At 64.8% G+C, this 19,105-nt stretch carries 19 protein-coding genes; 11 read left to right on the plus strand and 8 right to left on the minus strand.

The features are described from left to right. Window positions 1-225 precede the first annotated feature (225 nt). The 6 genes from rpsO to rbfA all read right to left on the minus strand — a co-directional run bounded on the left by rpsO (window position 226) and on the right by rbfA (window position 4,460). Window positions 226-495 (minus strand): 30S ribosomal protein S15, encoded by a 270-nt coding sequence (gene rpsO / locus B6V76_RS16775; RefSeq protein ID WP_075776826.1) that lies wholly within the window; start codon window positions 493-495, stop codon window positions 226-228. 120 nt (window positions 496-615) lie between these two features. Next, window positions 616-1,647 carry a calcium-binding protein gene (locus B6V76_RS16780; protein WP_088727982.1) on the minus strand — a complete coding sequence of 344 codons (1,032 nt, stop codon included), beginning with the start codon at window positions 1,645-1,647 and terminating at the stop codon, window positions 616-618. Between the two features lie 87 nt (window positions 1,648-1,734). Continuing rightward, window positions 1,735-2,265: a DUF1643 domain-containing protein gene (locus B6V76_RS16785; protein WP_088727983.1), complete on the minus strand. Its 531-nt coding sequence runs from the start codon at window positions 2,263-2,265 to the stop codon at window positions 1,735-1,737. 78 nt (window positions 2,266-2,343) lie between these two features. Continuing rightward, window positions 2,344-3,246: a tRNA pseudouridine(55) synthase TruB gene (truB, locus tag B6V76_RS16790; RefSeq protein ID WP_075776823.1), complete on the minus strand. Its 903-nt coding sequence runs from the start codon at window positions 3,244-3,246 to the stop codon at window positions 2,344-2,346. Window positions 3,247-3,298: 52 nt separating this feature from the next. Further along, on the minus strand, window positions 3,299-4,048 hold the full coding sequence (locus tag B6V76_RS16795) for a phosphodiester glycosidase family protein (RefSeq protein WP_088728014.1): 750 nt from the start codon (window positions 4,046-4,048) through the stop codon (window positions 3,299-3,301). Continuing rightward, a complete protein-coding gene (gene rbfA, locus B6V76_RS16800; RefSeq protein WP_075776888.1) occupies window positions 4,029-4,460 on the minus strand; it encodes a 30S ribosome-binding factor RbfA in 432 nt (143 codons plus the stop codon). Before rbfA ends, B6V76_RS16795 begins: the two co-directional genes overlap by 20 nt. 97 nt (window positions 4,461-4,557) lie before the next feature. Here rbfA and dapB point away from each other — a divergent pair, with 97 nt between their 5' ends. Beyond that, on the plus strand, window positions 4,558-5,367 hold the full coding sequence (dapB, locus tag B6V76_RS16805; RefSeq protein ID WP_088727984.1) for a 4-hydroxy-tetrahydrodipicolinate reductase: 810 nt from the start codon (window positions 4,558-4,560) through the stop codon (window positions 5,365-5,367). 97 nt (window positions 5,368-5,464) lie between these two features. Here the strand turns inward: dapB and B6V76_RS16810 are convergent, their stop codons facing one another. Then, window positions 5,465-5,650 carry a DUF1674 domain-containing protein gene (locus B6V76_RS16810; protein WP_075776821.1) on the minus strand — a complete coding sequence of 62 codons (186 nt, stop codon included), beginning with the start codon at window positions 5,648-5,650 and terminating at the stop codon, window positions 5,465-5,467. An 80-nt stretch (window positions 5,651-5,730) separates the two neighbouring features. Between B6V76_RS16810 and B6V76_RS16815 the strand changes: the two genes are divergently transcribed. From B6V76_RS16815 to B6V76_RS16860, 10 genes are all read left to right on the plus strand, one after another. Next, a complete protein-coding gene (locus B6V76_RS16815; RefSeq protein ID WP_088727985.1) occupies window positions 5,731-7,002 on the plus strand; it encodes a transcription antitermination factor NusB in 1,272 nt (423 codons plus the stop codon). Window positions 7,003-7,088: 86 nt separating this feature from the next. Continuing rightward, window positions 7,089-8,810, plus strand: a complete 1,722-nt coding sequence (locus tag B6V76_RS16820; RefSeq protein WP_240497888.1) for a heparinase II/III family protein — start codon at window positions 7,089-7,091, stop codon at window positions 8,808-8,810. 64 nt (window positions 8,811-8,874) lie between these two features. Next, window positions 8,875-10,461, plus strand: coding sequence for a bifunctional phosphoribosylaminoimidazolecarboxamide formyltransferase/IMP cyclohydrolase (purH, locus tag B6V76_RS16825; RefSeq protein WP_088727987.1), 1,587 nt, complete (start codon window positions 8,875-8,877; stop codon window positions 10,459-10,461). 84 nt (window positions 10,462-10,545) lie between these two features. Beyond that, a complete protein-coding gene (gene lspA / locus B6V76_RS16830; protein ID WP_088727988.1) occupies window positions 10,546-11,025 on the plus strand; it encodes a signal peptidase II in 480 nt (159 codons plus the stop codon). A gap of 71 nt (window positions 11,026-11,096) precedes the next feature. Continuing rightward, the gene (locus B6V76_RS16835; RefSeq protein WP_075776816.1) at window positions 11,097-11,648 is read left to right on the plus strand and encodes a DUF3035 domain-containing protein; all 552 of its coding nucleotides are present in this window, start codon (window positions 11,097-11,099) and stop codon (window positions 11,646-11,648) included. 93 nt (window positions 11,649-11,741) lie between these two features. After that, on the plus strand, window positions 11,742-13,124 hold the full coding sequence (locus tag B6V76_RS16840; protein WP_077701340.1) for a pitrilysin family protein: 1,383 nt from the start codon (window positions 11,742-11,744) through the stop codon (window positions 13,122-13,124). Then, window positions 13,121-14,446 (plus strand): pitrilysin family protein, encoded by a 1,326-nt coding sequence (locus B6V76_RS16845; protein WP_075776815.1) that lies wholly within the window; start codon window positions 13,121-13,123, stop codon window positions 14,444-14,446. The genes B6V76_RS16840 and B6V76_RS16845 overlap by 4 nt, the downstream gene beginning before the upstream one ends. Window positions 14,447-14,511: 65 nt before the next feature. After that, window positions 14,512-16,410 (plus strand): DNA mismatch repair endonuclease MutL, encoded by a 1,899-nt coding sequence (gene mutL, locus B6V76_RS16850; protein ID WP_088727989.1) that lies wholly within the window; start codon window positions 14,512-14,514, stop codon window positions 16,408-16,410. Beyond that, window positions 16,407-17,858 (plus strand): DNA recombination protein RmuC, encoded by a 1,452-nt coding sequence (rmuC, locus tag B6V76_RS16855; RefSeq protein ID WP_088727990.1) that lies wholly within the window; start codon window positions 16,407-16,409, stop codon window positions 17,856-17,858. Before mutL ends, rmuC begins: the two co-directional genes overlap by 4 nt. Before the next feature lie 61 nt (window positions 17,859-17,919). Then, window positions 17,920-18,264, plus strand: coding sequence for a DUF3775 domain-containing protein (locus tag B6V76_RS16860; protein ID WP_075776813.1), 345 nt, complete (start codon window positions 17,920-17,922; stop codon window positions 18,262-18,264). 112 nt (window positions 18,265-18,376) lie between these two features. Here B6V76_RS16860 and B6V76_RS16865 read toward each other — a convergent pair whose 3' ends face one another. Next, complete coding sequence (locus B6V76_RS16865) at window positions 18,377-19,063, minus strand: response regulator transcription factor (RefSeq protein WP_075776812.1); 687 nt, start codon at window positions 19,061-19,063, stop codon at window positions 18,377-18,379. Window positions 19,064-19,105: the final 42 nt, after the last annotated feature.

The raw sequence follows: 19,105 nt of genomic DNA on the forward strand, positions 1-19,105 counted from the left end.
AAACTAGGGCAGATGCGCGCGTTTTCCCGTTTGGAGCGGACGATACAGGAGGACAAGAAGTCGAACCGACCAAAGTTTTTTCATTGGAAGGTCATTCGCCCAAAAATCTCGCCAATCATGGGAACAGAGCCCAATCATGTCATTTCAGGCAATTCACACGGAATTACGCAAATGAAAACGCCCGCGCGGTATGCGCGGGCGTTTCGAATTCCAATCCTAGGCGGATTAGCGACGCAGGCCGAGGCGCTCGATCAGCGACTGGTAACGTGCGACGTCTTTCGCCTTCAGGTAGTCGAGCAGCTTGCGGCGCTGCGCGACGAGCATCAGAAGACCACGACGCGAGTGGTTGTCTTTCTTGTGCTCTTTGAAGTGCTCGGTCAGGTTCGCAATGCGCTTGGTCAGGACTGCGACCTGAACTTCGGGGGAACCGGTGTCACCTTCTTTGGTGCCGTATTCCTTGATAAGCGCGTTCTTGTCTTCAACAGTGATCGACATCGGGATCTCCTTACATTGAGGGTTCGGGCGCAAGCCGGGATGTCGTCCAGCAAGGTCCATAGACTGCCCCTTTCGGAACAGATGCGCGCGTATAGACGCGAATCGGCCTGTTGAAAAGCCTTATTTCAAAGCGCCTACCGCCTGTTGCGCCGCGAATTGCTCGGGCGTGAAGAGTGCGATGTCCTGCGCGCTCAACTCCGGCGCGTCGAGCACTTCGGCCAGCCGTATCCCATCGAGCAGGATCCACGCCGCACCGGAATGAACCTCCGAGGGCTCGACACTGATCTGCGGCAAGGCCGCGCCCTGCGGATCGTAGATCACGGCCAGCCGATCCTCGCCCGCCGTGTAATCGGCGATCGTTGCGGGCGTCGCCGGGTCGATCCAGTCGCTCAGCGCAAAGCTGTCGGGATCTTCGCCACCATGCAGCCAATCGCCGGAGCCGCCAAGGAGCACATCCTCCCCTGCCCCGCCATTGAGGGTATCGGCATCGGCCGTCCCCAGATCGCGCGTCTGCAGCGTGACGCCGCGCAGCAGATCGTTTCCCGCATTGCCATTCAACTCGTCGCGCCCGGCATCCCCGGTCAGCGTGTCTGCGCCATCCGCTCCGACCAACGTATCGCCCCCAGTGCCGCCCGCAAGTGTATCGTCTCCCACGCCACCGATCAGCGTGTCGCCCCCCGCGTCACCAGAGAGCCGATCCGCCCCTGACCCACCGGAGAGGAAATCCGGATCCGCGCCACCTGCGAGCACATCCGCGCCGTCGCCGCCGATCAGCGTGTCCGCCCCCGCCTCTCCGCGCAGCGTATCGTTGCCGGCCGCCCCGAGAAGCTCGTCATCACCGCTGCCGCCAAGCAGGCTGTCATCGCCACCATATCCATCGATCTGGTCATCGCCCGCCGCCCCCGCGATCGCATCGTCGGACGCATCACCCCAGGTCATGTAATCCTCCGGGCCCGGCGCTGGGGGATCGACCGGTACCGGCGAAGCCTCTCCGGCACTGACCAAGGTAAGAAAGTTGCCCTCACTCTCCATGGACGTGCAATCCGGATCACCCTGCGGCGGCTCATCCTCCTCATTGTCGGAGGAAACCACCATGAGACCCGCCGTGGCACCCGCCATCAGCAGACCCAGCAATCCCGACAGAAACAACATTTCGAGCACCCCTGCGAAGATGCGCGGACGTTACGGTCGCGGAGAAGAAATCCCTAGGACTTAAGCGTTAAATGCTTAACGATACGCTCACCCTTCCGGGGCGAACCACAGCTCGGGCTGATGCTCGTACGCGATGTAGAGCGGATGCTTCGGCGCGCCCGCCTTGGTCAGCCCGAGATGGTGCAGCGCCCGGCCACTGGCGCGCAGCAAGTCCTCTACTGCGGCGCCCCGTTGAAGATGCGCCCCATGCGCGCCCCAGGCACAGATGATCCGGTCTTCGGGACCGCTCGCCCAATCGAGGCTCTCGCGGATCGACGCATCATTCTCCGGACCGACCGGATCTTTCTGCGCCCGCATCACCTTCGGATCGGTTGCGCGATAGGCGAAGATATTGGTCACACGGAACGCCCCGAAACCCAGCGCCCGCGCGCGGCGCTCGCAGCGCTCCACCGTGGGGTCGTTCTGCACTTCGGTCGCGGTCGAGGGGTTGAGCATGATGAAAAGCGCCCGGGGTTTGCTGTCGTCCCAGACCCGCGTCAGCAGGTAGCGGTAGTTCTCGCAATCCGAATAGACCGCGATGGAGGGGGCGTCGCCTTTAATATGCTCGCGGGTGATCATCTCTCGTCCTGACCGTTGCGTGTGTGGCAGAGGGCGGAGGCCTCCGGCGGGGATATTTGGACCAAGGGGAAGGGCGCGTCAAAGATTGAAGACGCGGCTCGGATGGACCTCGCCGGATTTGTAGATGCCGACGGCGAGCGGTTTGCCCTCATGGCTGACCCAGACTTCCTCGCCCCATTCGGCGTCACCCGGCAGCACCATGCCCGGATTGCCGTTCTTCAGCCGCACCGCGCCCTCGGGCGTGGCTTTCAGCTGCACCAGATCGTCAAGACCAAGTTCCACAGGCAGCAGTTTCGCATCGAGTTCGGGCGTCTTTGCCAGTTCGTCGATCTCCGCCAGCGTGATCCCGTCGCTCGCCTCGAAAGGCCCCGACCATTCGCGGCGCAGCCAGAGGACGTGGCCGAGACAGCCCAGCTTCTGCCCCAGATCGCGCGCGATGGAGCGCACATAGCCGCCCTTGCCGCAAACCAGTTCCAGCTCGACCGTATCGGCATCGGGCCGGCCCAGCATCACGAGGCTTTCGACATAGAGAGGCCGCGCGGCCAGTTCCATTTCCTCGCCCGCCCGGGCCAGGGCATAGGCGCGCTCGCCATCGACCTTCACCGCGGAGAATTGCGGCGGCACCTGTTCGATATCACCTTCGAAAGCGGTCAGCGCGGCGGCGATCTCTTCATCGGTGGGGCGCAGATCGGAGGTCTCGATCACCTCGCCCTCGGCATCGTCGGTCTTGGTCGCAGCCCCCAGCCGCACCTGAAACCGATAGCACTTCAGCGCATCGGTGATGAAAGGCACCGTCTTTGTGGCCTCGCCCAGCGCCACCGCCAGAACCCCGGTCGCCGCCGGGTCGAGCGTGCCCGCGTGGCCCGCCTTCTTGGCGCCCAGCGCCCAGCGCACCTTGTTCACCACCGAGGTGGAGGTGATGTCCGCGGGCTTGTCCACGATCAACCAGCCGGAAATGTCGCGACCCTTCTTGCGTGCCATGAGGCCTCCGTAGTCAACAGGGGCCGCCTGCTAGCCCAAGCGGCGCGAGCCGTCAATCTCCAGCAGCGGGGTCCGCGGGCGCGATCAGCGCCACGATCGGCCCCATCGGCAGGCCCATATCCTCGCGCCCCTGGCCGGGAATGGTCAGCCGAGATATCTTTCCGTCGAGATAGAGCGCGTTGGGCACCTGCATCTCGTCACGGAAGAAACGACCGAATTCGTGAAAGCTCACCGGCGCATCGGAGATCGCGAAATAGGCGGTCTTGCCATCGGCGGAGACACCCACCCCGTTGCGGATGTTCTTCGAGGTACCGTCGGCGAGGAATTTCGGATGCAGCGCGCCGTCGATCACCAGCATCGGCCCCGATTGCGTCGCATAGGTGCAGTCCTTCGGGTCAGCGGCGAAGGCGCGCGATTCCGTCACCGAGAATGTCTCGCCGATGCAGAAGACACCATTTGGCAGCAGGCCGAAATTGCCCGGCCCTTCGGAGGTGACGATCGAATGCAGTTCCTTGCCGTTCTCGATGAACAGGCCCACCGGCTTGCGATCGGGATGGTACATCCCCGCATTCATCGCGAAGATAACGCGGTCGCCTTTGGGGACGACTTCGGAAAGCCGCTCGGGCGTTCCGATCAGATTGCCATCGGGATCGTCGAGGAACAGCTTCAGGTCCTGCCCGAGCTGCGCTTCGCAGACCGTGTAGGTCACGCCGTCGAAGCTGCGATCCGCGCAAGGAGCGTCGGCCAGCGCAGGCGTGGCCAGCAGCATCAGCGCGGCAGCATTAGTTGCGATCGTCTTCATCGTCTTCGTCATCGTCCCGCGCAGCGATATCGCGCTGCACCGTCTCGTCCGAAAACATACGGCGCGTCTCGTCCAGCCGGTCATAAGTCTCGTCCAGCCGGAAGCGCAGATCGGGGCTGTATTTCGCGGTCATTTCTTTGCCCAGCAGACGCCGCAGCTCGCCCTTGTTGCGCGCGAGCGCCGCGATCAGCTCTTTGCCGCCTTCCCCGCCCAAGGGCGTGACATAGGCGGTCGCGACCTTCAGGTCTGGAGAGCAGCGCACTTCGCCCACCGTCACCGAGAAGCGGCTGAGATCGGGATCATGCACGTCGCCGCGCATCAGGAGGTCCGACAGCGTGCGTCGGATCAACTCGCCCATGCGAAGCTGACGTTGCGATGGGCCATCGCCCGAGGAGAAACGGTTCTTTGCCATGGCGCTCACATAGGGCGTCTGCGGGTTTTGCGCAACGGGGGCTTTGCCAAGCACGCCTGCGCAAGCTAGATAGCGCGAAACCGTGAAGGAGAAAGACATGAGCGACCTGCCGGGCATCGTGATCACCGGGGCGTCGGGCCGGATGGGCCAGATGCTGATCCGCACCGTGAGCGAGAGCGACAAGGCGCGCCTTGTGGGCGCCGTCGAACGCACGGGCCACGACTGGGTCGGACAGGATCTGGGCGAGGCGATGGGCGGCGCACCGAACGGCGTGATCGTGACCGACGATCCGCTGGAGGCGTTTTCCGGGGCGCAGGCCGTGATAGACTTCACCGCGCCTGCCGCCACCCGCGAATTCGCGAAGATTGCGGCGCAGGCACGCCTGACCCATGTGATCGGCACGACCGGCATGGACGAGGACGACATCGCGGCGCTCAAGCCATGCGCGCGCCATGCCGTGATCGTGCGGGCGGGGAACATGAGCCTCGGGGTGAACCTGCTTACGCAGCTGACGAAAAAAGTCGCACAGGCGCTCGATGCCGACTGGGATATCGAGGTGATCGAGGCGCATCACAACAAGAAGGTCGATGCACCCTCTGGCACCGCGCTGATGCTGGGCGAGGCGGCGGCGGAAGGCCGTGGCGTCTCGCTCGAAGACAATCGCGAGTCGGGCCGCGACGGTATCACCGGCGCACGCCAGCATGGCGCGATCGGCTTCTCGGCCATTCGGGGCGGCGATATCGTGGGCGAGCATGACGTGCTGTTTGCCGGCACGGGCGAGCGGATCATCCTGCGCCATGTCGCGACCGATCGGGCCATCTTCGCGCGCGGCGCGCTCAAGGCCGCGCTCTGGGGGCAGGACAAACGCCCCGGCGAATACGACATGCTGGACGTGCTGGGGCTCTGAGTCACAGCAGTTTCGGATTGGCTCAAATATCCTGGGGGTGAGGCGCAACGCGCCGAGGGGGCGACGCCCCCTGCCCCGGCATCAAAGGGCGCCGCGATCAAAAGTCGATCGCGAGGCCCTTCTTCTCCCAATCGCCGTAGCGCACGGGCTCGGGACCGTCGCGACCGCCAAGCTCGGTTGGGAGTTCCGCCGCCTGCGCGTTCTTGCGGCGCTCCTCGGCTTCGGCGAGCGCGCGCAGGGCTGCGGGCGGCAAGTCGCGCTTATCTTCGGGCTGATCGGACATGGCGCGTCCTTTCTTGTCTGTGGATCGGGGCATGATATAGGCCTGCGCTTAAGCCGCAACAAGCCAGGAAGCCGCAGCCCATGTCCAGACCCGACCCCGCGCGCCGCGCAGCCCTTGGCCTGATCGTGGGCGTTCTCGAGGATCGCGAAAGCCTCTCCGAGCAAATCGGCGCGGAAGCGCTCGACGGGCTGGAGCCTGCGCAACGCGCTCGCGCCCAGCGCCTCGCGACGACGACGCTGCGCCATCTGGGCCGCGCCGACCGGATTCTCAAACCGCATCTGCGCCGTCGCACGCCGACGGACGTGATGGCGATCCTGCGGCTGGCCACGGTCGAGCTGCTGGAAGAAAAGCAAGCCCCGCATGGCGTCGTCGATGCCGCCGTAACGCTGGTGAAATCGGCCGGGCCGAAGTTGCAGAGCTTCTCGGGACTGGTGAATGCCGTGCTGCGCAAGGTCTCCGAGGAGGGTGAGAAATGGGCCACGACGCCTGCGCCCGAAATGCCGGGCTGGCTGCGCGGGCGCGTCATGTCGTCCTTCGGCAAGAAGACCGCGCAGGCGATGGAAGTCGCGCATCTGGCCGGTGCGCCGCTCGACCTGAGCGTGAAGGACGATGCCGCAGGATGGGCCGAGACGCTGGGCGCGACGCTTCTGCCCACTGGGTCGCTGCGGCTGACCGATCCGGGCAAAGTGTCCGAGCTAGCCGGTTTCGAAAACGGCGCGTGGTGGGTGCAGGATGCCGCCGCCGCGCTGCCCGCGAAGCTGCTCGCTCCGGCATCTGGTGCGCACGTCCTCGACCTTTGTGCAGCACCCGGGGGCAAAACGCTGCAACTCGCCGCGATGGGGGCCGATGTTACCGCGCTCGATATTTCCGAGGCGCGGCTGGAGCGGCTCGCGGAAAACCTCGACCGGACGCAGATGGAGGCCGAGATCGTCGCCGCCGACGCGCTCGAATGGGAGCCGGATGCGCCTTTCGACGCGATCCTGCTCGATGCGCCCTGCTCGGCCACCGGCACGATCCGCCGCCATCCCGATCTGCCCTTCATCAAGGACGGCACCTCGATCAAGCCGCTCTTCGCGCTTCAGGAACAACTCCTCGACCGCGCGCTGCAATGGCTCAAACCCGGCGGCATGCTGGTCTATGCGACCTGCTCGCTTCTGCCCGAAGAGGGTGAGGCGCAGATCAAGGCGGCGCTCACCCGGCATCCGGACCTCACCGTGATCCGCCCCGATCTGCCCGGCGTCGATCCCGCGTGGATCACCGAGGAAGGCGGGCTGCGCCTGCGGCCCGATTTCTGGCCTGATCTCGGGGGGATGGACGGATTCTACATGGCGCGACTGCAACGCTCTGCGTGAACTGGCACCGCAGGCGGTGACAGCGCGCCTGCCTCCCAGTAACGTGACCGCATTCCCCGACAGAAGGGCATGCAAGCGGCGACGGAATGGGCAAGGACAGAACCCGATCATCGGCAAAATTCGGCATGGCGCTGAACCGGCTCGCTGCTGCGCGCGCGGGCCGTGCGCAAACCGTGACCGGCTTCGTCAGCCAGCCGGAACCGCGCACGATCGGCTCTTATGCCAAGGGGCGGCAACTCGTTCAGGGCAATTTCCTGTTCGCCGGCTTCCTGATCGAAGGCCCGGGGGTCAACATCTGGGATCTGCCGATGCCTGACCCCGCGTTCGAGGATGCGCTTCACGGTTGCGGTTGGCTGGACGATCTCGCCGCGCTGGGCACCCGCGAGGCCCGGATCCGCGCGCAGGATTGGGTCTTCGGCTGGATCGACCGCTTCGGCGACGGCAAAGGGCCGGGCTGGACGCCCGATCTGACCGGGCGCCGCCTGATCCGCTGGATCAACCACGCGGTCCTGCTTCTGAACGGGCGCGAGCGCGTGGATGCCGACCGCTTCTTCCACGCCTTGGGCAAGCAGACGATCTTCCTTTCGAAGCGCTGGTCCGGCGCGGTGCAGGGGCTGCCCCGGTTCGAGGCGCTGACCGGTCTCGTCTATGCGGGACTTGCGCTGACCGGGATGGAGCGGCACGCCGCCCCCGCGCTCGAGGCGCTGTCGCGCGATTGCGCGCAGGAAATCGACGCGGAGGGCGGGATCGCCAGCCGGAACCCCGAGGAACTGCTCGAGATCCTGACGCTTCTCAACTGGGCAGCCGAGGCATTGGAAACGGCGGGGCGCACGCCGACGGGTCCGCTCCTCGATGCGATCGCTCGGATTGCGCCCACCCTACGCGCACTGCGCCACTCCGATGGGGCGCTGGCGCGGTTTCACGGCGGCGGACGCGGCCCCGAAGGACGTCTCGACGCAGCGCTTTCGGCGACCGGCATCCGCAGCGTGCGGCGCGAACCGATCGCGATGGGCTATGTGCGAATGCAGGGGGGGCGCGGCTCTCTCATCATCGACGCGGCGCGACCTCCGCAGGGCGAGGCCTCGGCCAATGCCCATGCGTCGACGCTGGCCTTCGAGCTGACCTCCGGTCGTCGCCCGCTGATCGTCAATTGCGGCTCGGGCGCGCAGTTCGGCGCGGATTGGCACCGGGCGGGCCGGGCCACCGCCAGCCATTCGACCCTCTCGATCCGCGGCTATTCCTCGTCGCGCCTCGGCCCCGAGCGCCTCTTCGGACGGGCACCGCGCGCCTTTCTCGACAAGACGCCGAAAAACGTCTGGTTCAAGCCCGACGACCTGTCCGAGACCGGGATGATCTTCGGCCATGACGGCTATGCCGAGACCCACGGCATGTCGCATATCCGCGAGCTGGACCTCTCCGTCGACGGGCGCGAATTGCGCGGGCGCGACACGCTGGGCGCGATGACGCCTCAGGATATCGAGCGCTTCGACCAGATCTTCGAGCGTGAAGGCCTGCGCGGCATTCCCTTCGACATCCGCTTTCACCTGCATCCCGATTGCGACGCGGCACTCGATCTCGGTGGCACCGCCGTTTCGGTCGCGCTGCGCACCGGGGAAATCTGGATTTTCCGCCATGACGGGGTCGCCGATCTGGCATTGGAACCCTCGGTTTACCTGGAAAAAGGGCGCATTCGCCCGCGTCCTGCACAACAGATCGTGCTTTCCAGCAAGGTTCTGGACCGGGCCTGCCAGATTGGCTGGACCTTTTCGCAAGCACGCGATAACCCCTCGGCCATCGACGCGCCCTGACCTTGGGGCAAATCCCCCAAGGATGGCCGGGCGCCCCTGACCTGAGCCTTGCGAGGAGCTGCCCGTGACCCGCCCGATCCCCCTGACCCGTGCGCTGATTTCCGTTTCCGACAAGACCGGACTGGTCGACTTCGCCCAAGCGCTCGCTGCGCGCGGTGTGGAACTGCTATCCACCGGCGGCACCGCCAAGACCCTGCGCGAAGCTGGCCTCAGCGTGCGCGACGTGGCCGATCTGACGGGCTTCCCGGAGATGATGGACGGTCGCGTTAAGACGCTCCACCCGAAAGTGCATGGCGGCCTGCTGGCGCTGCGCGACAACGAAGAACACCTCGCCGCGATGGAAGCGCACCAGATCGAGGCGATCGACCTGCTGGTGGTGAACCTCTACCCGTTCGAGGAAACGGTCGCGACGGGCGCCGATTACGACACCTGCATCGAGAATATCGATATCGGCGGCCCGGCGATGATCCGGGCTGCGGCGAAGAACCACGCGTTTGTCTCGACCGTCGTGGATGTCGAAGATTACGCCGCCGTGCTGGAAGAGCTCGACGCGAATGATGGCGCGACCTCCTACCCGTTCCGCCAGCGCCTCGCCCAGATCGCCTATGCGCGCACCGCGGCCTATGATGCCGCCGTCTCGACTTGGATGGCCGGCGCTATCGGCGAGCAGACCCCGCGCCGCCGCGCTTTCGCGGGCACGCTCGCCCAAACGCTGCGCTATGGCGAAAACCCGCACCAGTCGGCGGCCTTCTACCTCGACGGTACGAACCGCCCCGGCGTCGCGACCGCGAAGCAGCTGCAGGGCAAGGAACTGAGCTACAACAACATCAACGACACCGATGCCGCCTACGAGCTGGTCTCGGAATTCGGTACCGAGAAGCCCGCCGTCGCGATCATCAAGCACGCCAATCCCTGTGGCGTGGCGACCGGCGAGACCGTGATCGAGGCCTATAAGCGCGCCTTCGACTGCGATCGCACCTCGGCCTTCGGCGGCATCATCGCGCTGAACCAGACGCTCGACGCGGCAACCGCCGAAGAGATCACCAAGATTTTCTCCGAAGTCATCATTGCGCCATCGGTGGACAAGGCGGCGAAAGAGGTTATCGCGAAGAAGAAGAATGTGCGCCTTCTCGAAACCGGTGGCCTGCCCGACATCACCGCACCGATCACGACCTATCGTCAGGTCGCGGGCGGTTTCCTCGTACAGGACAAGGACAACGGCGTGATCTCGCTGGACGATCTGAAAGTCGTGACCGAGCGCCAGCCCTCCGAGCAGGAGCTGAAAGACCTTCTGTTCGCGTGGAAAGTCGCGAAACACGTCAAGTCGAACGCGATCATCTACGTCAAGGACGGCGCGACCGTCGGCGTGGGCGCGGGCCAGATGAGCCGCGTCGACTCGACCCGGATCGCGGCGCGCAAAGCGGAAGACATGATGGAAGCCGCTGGTCTGAGCGAGACTCCCACCAAGGGGTCAGTCGTGGCCTCGGACGCCTTCTTCCCCTTCGCCGACGGCCTGATCACCGCGGCTGAGGCAGGCGCCACCGCGATCATCCAGCCCGGGGGCTCGATGCGCGATCAGGAAGTGATCGACGCGGCGAACGAGCGTGGTCTTGCGATGGTCTTCACCGGAATGCGCCATTTCCGCCACTGATCCGCCCGTATCTTTGCGTAGCCCGGTGGATGCCGGGCTGCACCTTCTGGCATGAAGACGTGACGAGAAACAAACGAGGGCCAGATGCGGCTAGCAGCGAAAGTGACAGCGGGCGTCCTGCTCCTCGACCAGGTGTCGAAATATATCGTGGTGCAGGGGATGCATCTCGACCAGCGCGGGGCGATCGACGTGGTGCCGCCCTACCTCAACTTTCGCATGGCATGGAATCGCGGCGTCAATTTCGGCCTGTTCTCCGGCGAAACCGACTGGATGCGCTGGGTGCTGATCATCGTGGCGCTGGTGATCTCGCTCTGGGTCTGGGTCTGGATCGCGCGTGAGCCGCATTCGCGCCGGGTGAATATCTCGGCCGGGCTGCTGGTCGGTGGCGCGCTCGGAAACGTCGTCGACCGGCTCGTTTACGGCGCGGTGGCGGATTTTCTCAACATGTCGCTACCGGGTTGGGAGAACCCCTATTCTTTCAACGTGGCAGATGTGGCAATTTTCCTTGGCGCTGTCGGTCTGGTGCTGTTCAGCGGCAAGGACCATCGCGCCAACGAAGGCTAGCCTGTTTTTCGCAGGTGACGACGCTCCAATGTTGCGTTAAGACGGGGGCGGAACTGGCAAGGGAGTGGTTCATGCAGGCGAAGATCGGCACGCTCGGACTCGCGTTTACAGCGGTACTGACGCTGGCTGCCTGCGGCAATTCCCGCGACCCCAGCCTGATGAATCTGCGGTCTTCGCACCAAGGCCCGGACGAATTCGGCGTAATTCCGACGAAGCCGTTGGAGATGCCGGAGAACCTGGATGCCCTGCCGCCGCCCACGCCGGGCGGCGCGAACATCACCGATCCCACGCCCGAAGCCGATGCCGTCGCCGCCCTTGGTGGCAATCCGCGCCGCCTCGATCGGAACGGCCAGGTGCCGACGTCGGATCGGGCGCTCGTCTCCGCGGCTTCGCGTTACGGCAGCCAGGCGGGCATCCGCCAGACCCTCGCCGCCGAAGATTACCAGTGGCGCAAGGATCACGACGGTCGCCTGCTCGAACGTCTGTTCCAGGTTTCGGTCTACTACAAAGCCTACAAGCCGATGGAGCTCGACCAGTCGGCAGAGCTCGAGCGCTGGCGCCGTCTCGGCGTCGTCACCCCGGGCGCCCCGCCCTCGGGTGAAGCGCAGCAAGCGGTCAAGTAATCCGAAAAATCATCACGAGAACGTCACCGGCGTTTGCACGCGAAGCGAGAGTGCTTATCTTCGCCGAAACTGTGTCTTGTGAGGAGTTGGGCATTGCGTGCATTCCTGTTCGCCCTGCTGACATTGGCAGGTCTGAGCCCGGCGGTGGCCGGTGACGTCTCTACTTTCGAGTTGGAAAACGGTCTGAAAGGCGTCGTGATCGAAGATCACCGCGCGCCCGTCGTGGTCCATATGGTCTGGTACAAAGCCGGATCGGCCGACGAGAAGCGCGGCAAATCCGGCATCGCGCATTACCTTGAACACCTGATGTTCAAGGGCACCGACACCATGGCCCCCGGCGAGCTGTCGAAGACGGTCGCCGCCAATGGCGGTTCGGACAACGCCTTCACCAGCTTCGATTACACCGCCTATTTCCAGCGCATCGCCGCGGACCGACTGCCGCTGGTGATGAAGATGGAAGCGGACCGGATGCGCAATCTGCGTATCTCGCCCGACGACGCGAAGACCGAGCTGCAGGTGATCCTGGAAGAGCGTGCGCAGCGTACCGATTCCAACCCGCAGGCTCTGTTCAACGAACAGGAACGCGCCGCCCAGTTCCTCAACTCGCCCTATGGCACGCCGGTCATCGGCTGGCGCAAGGAAATGGAAGGCCTGACCCGGCAGGACGCGCTCAAGTGGTATCACGAATATTACGCGCCCAATAACGCGGTACTCGTGGTCGCGGGCGATGTGAAGCCCGACGAGGTGAAGGCGCTGGCCGAGAAGTATTACGGCAAGCTGAAACCGACCGAGGACCTGTCGCCCCGCGCCCGCCCGCAAGAGCCGCCGCAACGCGCCGCGCGCCACCTGACCTTCGAGGACGCCCGCGTCGCCCAGCCCTATCTGGTCCGCACCTATCTCGCCCCCGAGCGCAATCCGGGCGATCAGAAGCGCGCGGCCGCCCTGACCGTTCTGTCGGAGATTCTCGGCGGCAATCAGGCGACCTCCGTACTTGGCCGAAAGCTGATCTACGGCGACGGCACCGCGATCTACGCGTCGAGCTATTATGACGGCATGTCGATCGACCCGACGACGTTCAACCTCTCGGTCATGCCCGCCAAGGATGTGAGCCTCCCCGAGGCTGAAAAAGCACTCGACAAGGCGCTGGCGCAATTTCTGAAGGAAGGCATCGACCCGGAGCAATTTGCCCGCATCAAGACGCAGGTGAAGGCCTCCGAGATCTATTCGCGCGACAACACGCAGGGCCTCGCACGGCGCTATGGCGAAGCACTGGCCTCGGGCTTCACGGTGAAGGATGTCGAGGACTGGCCGGACGTTCTGATGTCGGTGACCGAGGAGGACGTGATGGCCGCGGCCCGCGATCTGTTCCAGAACAAGTCCTCGGTGACGGGTTATGCCAAGCGTCCCGATGACGCCCCCGCCGAGACTGCGGCCCCCGCCGCGCCGCCCGTGACCGCGCAGGAGATCACGCAATGATCCATACCCGTTTCCCGATCACCGCGCGCCTCGTGATGGCGTCGCTCTTTGCCTTCGTGCTGGCCCTGCCCGCCCGTGCGATCGACATTCAGCAGGTCACCTCGCCCGGCGGCATCAAGGCGTGGCTAGTGGAGAACCACGACATCCCCTTCACCGCGCTCGACATCGCCTTCCGGGGCGGCGCGAGCCTCGACGCCAAGGGCAAACGCGGCGCGATCAACCTGATGACCGCCACGCTCGAAGAAGGCGCGGGCGAGAAGAACTCGCAGCAATTCGCCGAGGCCGAGGAAGCACTGGCCGCACAGTTCGGCTTCGATGTGGGCGACGACTCGCTCGACATCTCGGCCCGGATGCTGACCGAGAACCGCGACAAATCCGTGGACCTTCTGCGCGAGGCGCTGGTCAATCCGCGTTTCGATCAAAGCGCAATCGAACGCGTGCGCCAGCAGGTGCTCGCCGTGATCGCGTCGAGCAAACAGGACCCGAACGACATCGCGGGCGAGAAATTCCGCGAGATCACCTATGGCGATCATCCCTATGGTAGCTCGCTCAACGGCACCACCGAGAGCGTGAAGGGCCTGACGCGCGAGGACCTGTTCGAGGCCAAGGACCGTGTGATGACCCGCGATCACATGGTGGTCTCCGCAGTGGGCGACATCACCCCGGAAGAACTCGGCCCGATGCTCGACAAGCTTCTGGGCGATCTGCCCGCCAAGGGCGCCGACATGCCACCCCCCGCGGATCCGAGCTTCAAGGGCGGCGTGACCACGGTCGATTTCGACAGCCCGCAATCGGTGGTGATGTTCGGCCAGAAGGGGATCGGGCTGAAAGACCCCGATTTCTTCGCGGCCTATGTGCTCAACCAGATCCTCGGCGCGGGCGGGTTCTCGTCGCGCCTGATGGACGAGGTGCGCGAGAAACGCGGCCTGACCTATGGCATCGCCTCCTATATCGTCGACAAGGATCTGGCGAAGACTTGGCAGGGCAGCTTTGCCTCCGCCAATGAGAAGGTCGCAGAGGCGATCTCGGTCGTGAAAGAACAGTGGAAGAAAGCGGCGACCGGCAAGGTCACCGACAAGGAGCTGGAGGACGCCAAGACCTACCTCACCGGTGCCTATCCGCTGCGTTTCGACGGCAATGGCACGATCGCGGGCATTCTCACGGGGATGCAGCTCAACGACATGGCGCCGAGCTATATCGACACCCGCAACGACAAAGTGAACGCGGTCACGAAGGAGGATATCCAGCGCGTGGCCAAGCGCATCCTGAACCCCGACAACCTGACCTTCGTCGTCGTCGGACGCCCGCAGGGCCTGAACTGATTTCGCTGGGGATAGCTGGCGCGAATCTCTTTAGATGAGCGTCGCGCCATGCTATCCCTAGTGGAATGAACCAGCACAACCGCAATATCGGCGCGTCTGAGCGTCCCGTGATCCGTCAGCTCGATGACGCTGCGGCAAACCGCATCGCGGCAGGCGAAGTGGTCGAACGCCCGGCCTCTGCCGTGAAAGAGCTGGTGGAGAACGCGCTGGATGCAGGCGCCTCGCGGGTCGCGGTGGAATATTGCGATGGCGGCAAGACGCTGATCCGCGTGACCGACGACGGCTGCGGGATGACCGCCGAGGATCTGCCGCTGGCGCTCTCGCGCCATGCCACCTCGAAGATCGACGGCTCGGATCTTCTGAACATCCACACTTTCGGCTTTCGCGGCGAGGCGTTGCCCTCGCTCGGCGCGGTCGGACGGCTGACGATCACCTCGCGCGTCGATGGTCTCGACGCCTTCCAGATCAGCGTGGCGGGCGGCCAGATCGGCCCGGTGAAACCGGCGGCGCTGAACCGGGGCACCGTGGTCGAGCTGCGCGACCTGTTCTTCGCCACGCCCGCACGTCTGAAATTCATGCGCACCGACCGTGCCGAGGCGCAGGCGATCGCCGATGTGATGAAACGGCTGGCGATGGCGGAGCCCTATGTCAGCTTCACCCTCACCGATGTGTCCAACGGCAAATCGCGCGAGATTTTCCGCGCCGATGGCGAGCAGGGCGAATTGTTCGACGCGCTCGCGGAACGACTGGCTCGGGTGATCGGGCGGGCCTTTTCGGACAACGCGGTGAAGATCGACGCTGAGCGCGAAGATATCCGTCTGACCGGTTATGCCGCGCTGCCCACCTATTCGCGCGGCGCGGCGGTGGAGCAGTTCCTCTTCGTCAATGGCCGCCCCGTGCGCGACAAGCAGCTGACCGGGGCACTGCGCGCGGCTTACATGGATTTCCTCAGCCGCGAGCGTCACCCCGCCGCCTGCCTGTTCCTGACCTGCGAGCCCGAGCGCGTCGACGTCAACGTCCACCCCGCAAAGGCCGAGGTCCGCTTCCGCGAGGCCGCGACCGTGCGCGGGCTGATCGTGACGGGGCTACGCCATGCGCTGGCGCAAGCGGGGCATCGGGCGTCCTCGACCGTCTCGGATGCGACGCTCGGCGCGATGCGCCCCGAACCGACCGCCGATCAGCCGCCGCGCATTTACCAGATGGATCGCCCGAGCCTTGGCGCGATGCGGTCGTCCTACTCCGCACAGGCGCCGCTGCCCGATCCGGCCTATCAGCCCCCATCCTACCCGCAGCCGTCCTTCCAGGAGGCCCCTGCGCCCAGCTTCGACTATGCGCCCTCAGCGCGGGCCGAGGCCCCGGCCCCCGCTGAGCCCGCGCTGACCGAAAAGCCCTTGGGGGCTGCCCGCGCGCAGGTGCATGAGAATTACATCATCGCCCAGACCGAGCGCGGCATCGTCATCGTCGATCAGCACGCGGCGCATGAGCGGCTGGTCTATGAGAAGCTGAAGGGCCAGATGGCCGAGAACGGCGTGCCCGCGCAGGCGCTGTTGATCCCCGAGATTGTGGAGCTTTCTCAAGGCGACGCCGCGCTGCTCCTGGAACATGCCGACGCGCTTTCCCGCCTTGGGCTGACCATCGAACCCTTCGGCGGCAGCGCGATTGCGGTGCGCGAGACCCCTGCCGTTCTGGGCGAAATCAATGCCGAGGGGCTGCTGCGCGACGTGCTCGACGAGTTGTCCGATCTGGGCGACAGCCAGTTGGTGCAGGCCAAGATCGAAGCGGTACTCAGCCGCATGGCGTGCCACGGCTCGATCCGCTCGGGCCGCCAGATGCGCGCCGACGAGATGAATGCGCTGCTGCGCCAGATGGAGGCCACCCCCCATTCCGGCCAATGCAACCATGGGCGTCCGACATATGTCGAACTGAAGCTCAGCGATATTGAAAGACTGTTTGGCCGCACATGATCCAGCTCGGTTCCCTCACTCTCGACCTCAACGATCCCGTGGTTCAGGCTCTGATCGGCGCAGTCGTCGTCGCGCTGATCTTCGCCGGGCTGTGGCTGTCTGCGCGCAAGCGCGCGGCGGAACTGGATGCCGATCTGGCCGCGGCCGAACCTTATCGCGAAGAGGCCCAGAACCTGCGCGAGGCGCTCGCTGCCTCTGAAGCTGCGGCAGAACGTCTGCACGAGGTCGAGGCCACGCTGGAGCGTACGCGAAACGCGCTCAACGACGAATACCGGGCGCGCGTTGCCAAGTCCGAGGCTTATGAGAGCCTGCAGCGCGAACATGCGGCGCGCCTCGAAGAATTGCGCGGCATGAAGAAGGAGATCGAGGATCGGTTCTCCTCGGTCGCCTCCGGCGTGCTGCAGAAGAACTCCGAGGCTTTCCTGTCGCTCGTCTCGGAACGGTTCAAGACCCATGAGAAGACCGCGCAGGAGGAACTCGACCGCCGCCGCGACGCGATCGAGCATCTGGTGAAGCCGCTCAACACCCGGCTCAACGAGTTCGGCGAGCAGATTCAGTCGATCGAGAAGGCCCGCAACGAGGCTTACGGCGCGATCCATGCGCAGGTGAAGACGCTGGCCCAAGGGCAAGCGCATCTGGGGCAGGAGACCCGCAAGCTTGTGCAGGCGCTGCGGGCGCCGAAGACGCGGGGGCGGTGGGGCGAAATGCAGCTGCGGCAGGTCTTCGAGATGGCGGGGATGTCCGAGAACGTGGATTTCCACCTCGAGCAGCATTTCGAGACCGATGCAGGCGCGCGCCGCCCCGATGCGATCGTCCATATCCCCGGCGGCAAGAGCATCGTGATCGACGCCAAGACCCCGCTCGAGGCTTATCTCGATGCGCTGGAGGCGGAGACCCCGGAACTGCAGAACGCGGCCATCACCCGCCACGCGCAGCAGGTGCGTCAGCATGTGAAGCTGCTGTCCTCGAAATCCTATCAGGACCAGCTGCACGAGACGCCCGATTTCGTCGTCATGTTCATCCCCGGCGAGACCTTCGTGGCCGCCGCCGCCGAGGCCGATCCGGGCCTTATCGAATACGCGTTCGAGAACAAGGTGCTGATCGCCTCGCCGACGACGCTGATGGCGCTGGTGAAAGCCATCGCCTATGGCTGGCAGCAGGAGAAGATGGCCCGCAACGCCATTGAAGTGCAGAAGACCGCCAAGGATCTCTACGAGCGGATCAAGACCTTCGGCGGCCATGTCGAATCCGTCGGCAAGGCGCTGACCCGCTCGGTCGAGAGCTACAACAAGGCGGTGGGCTCGCTGGAAAGCCGCGTGCTGCCTTCCGCCCGCCGCTTCGAACAGATGGGCGTCGTGCCCGATGGCGGCACGCTGGAGACGCCCGCGCTGGTCGACAGCCATCCGCGCGCGGTCTCCGCCCCGGCGCTCGTGCAAGAGGAAGACTGACACCTATTGCCGCTTGCGCAAGAGAGGGCGGAGGCGCAAACTCAAGCCTCAGGAGGGATACATGCTCACCATCAGCCCCGCCAAAATCGCCCATGTCATCATCCGCGCCCGCAAGTTCGACGCGGGCGTGCCCGGCTCCGGCCAAGCCCGTGAGCTGCGTGCCTTCATCGCCGCGCTGAACGAGGATGAGCAAGCAGGTCTGACTGCGGTGATGTGGGTCGGGCGCGACACTTATGACGCGTCGGAACTCGATGAGGCGATCGCCACCGCCAAGGCCGAAGCCACCGCGCCCACCGAAGATTACCTGCTGGGCAATCCGATGCTGGCCGATCATCTCGAAGACGGGCTGAATGCGCTTGGTATCTCGCTCGAAGAGGCCGAGGAAGACATCTACCCCACGGTCTGAGCCGCGCATCCCAAGCGCCGCATAAGGAAAAGGCGGCCCCCGCAGGAGCCGCCTTCCTCATTTCCAACCTTGGCGCGCGTCACGCAGCCCATGCCGCGCGAAACGCTTCAGTTCAGGCCACCAGACGATAGCCGCCCGATTCCGTCACCAGCAGGCGTGCATTCGAGGGATCGGGCTCGATCTTCTGACGCAGGCGATAGATATGCGTCTCGAGCGTGTGGGTGGTGACACCCGCATTATAGCCCCAGACCTCGTGCAGCAGCACGTCGCGCGGCACCACGCCGTCGGTCGCGCGATAGAGGAACTTGAGAATATTGGTTTCCTTCTCGGTCAGACGCACCTTGCGGTCCTTGTCGTCGACCAGCATCTTCATCGCGGGCTTGAACGTATACGGGCCGAGCTGGAAGACGGCGTCTTCGGACTGTTCATGGGTGCGAAGCTGGGCGCGCAGACGGGCCAGAAGCACCGGGAACTTGAAAGGCTTGGTGACGTAGTCGTTGGCGCCGGAGTCGAGGCCGAGGATCGTATCGGCGTCGGTGTCATGCCCGGTGAGCATCACGATCGGACATTTCACACCGCTTTTGCGCAGCTTCTTGCACAGTTCACGGCCATCGGTGTCGGGAAGGCCCACATCCAGAACGACGAGGTCGTAAAGCGTCGATTTCGCCTTATCTACAGCTTCGTGACCATTGCTGGCCTCGAACACCTCGAAATCATCGGTCGCGACGAGCTGCTCGGCGAGCGCCTCGCGCAGATCGTTGTCATCGTCAACCAAAAGGACCTTCTTCAATGATGCCATGTCCTGAGCCTCCATTTGCGTTTGACGAATAGCTGTTGCCCT

It is taken from the genome of Thioclava sp. IC9, assembly GCF_002213225.1.
In the GTDB taxonomy this organism is placed as follows: Bacteria; Pseudomonadota; Alphaproteobacteria; order Rhodobacterales; family Rhodobacteraceae; genus Thioclava; species Thioclava nitratireducens.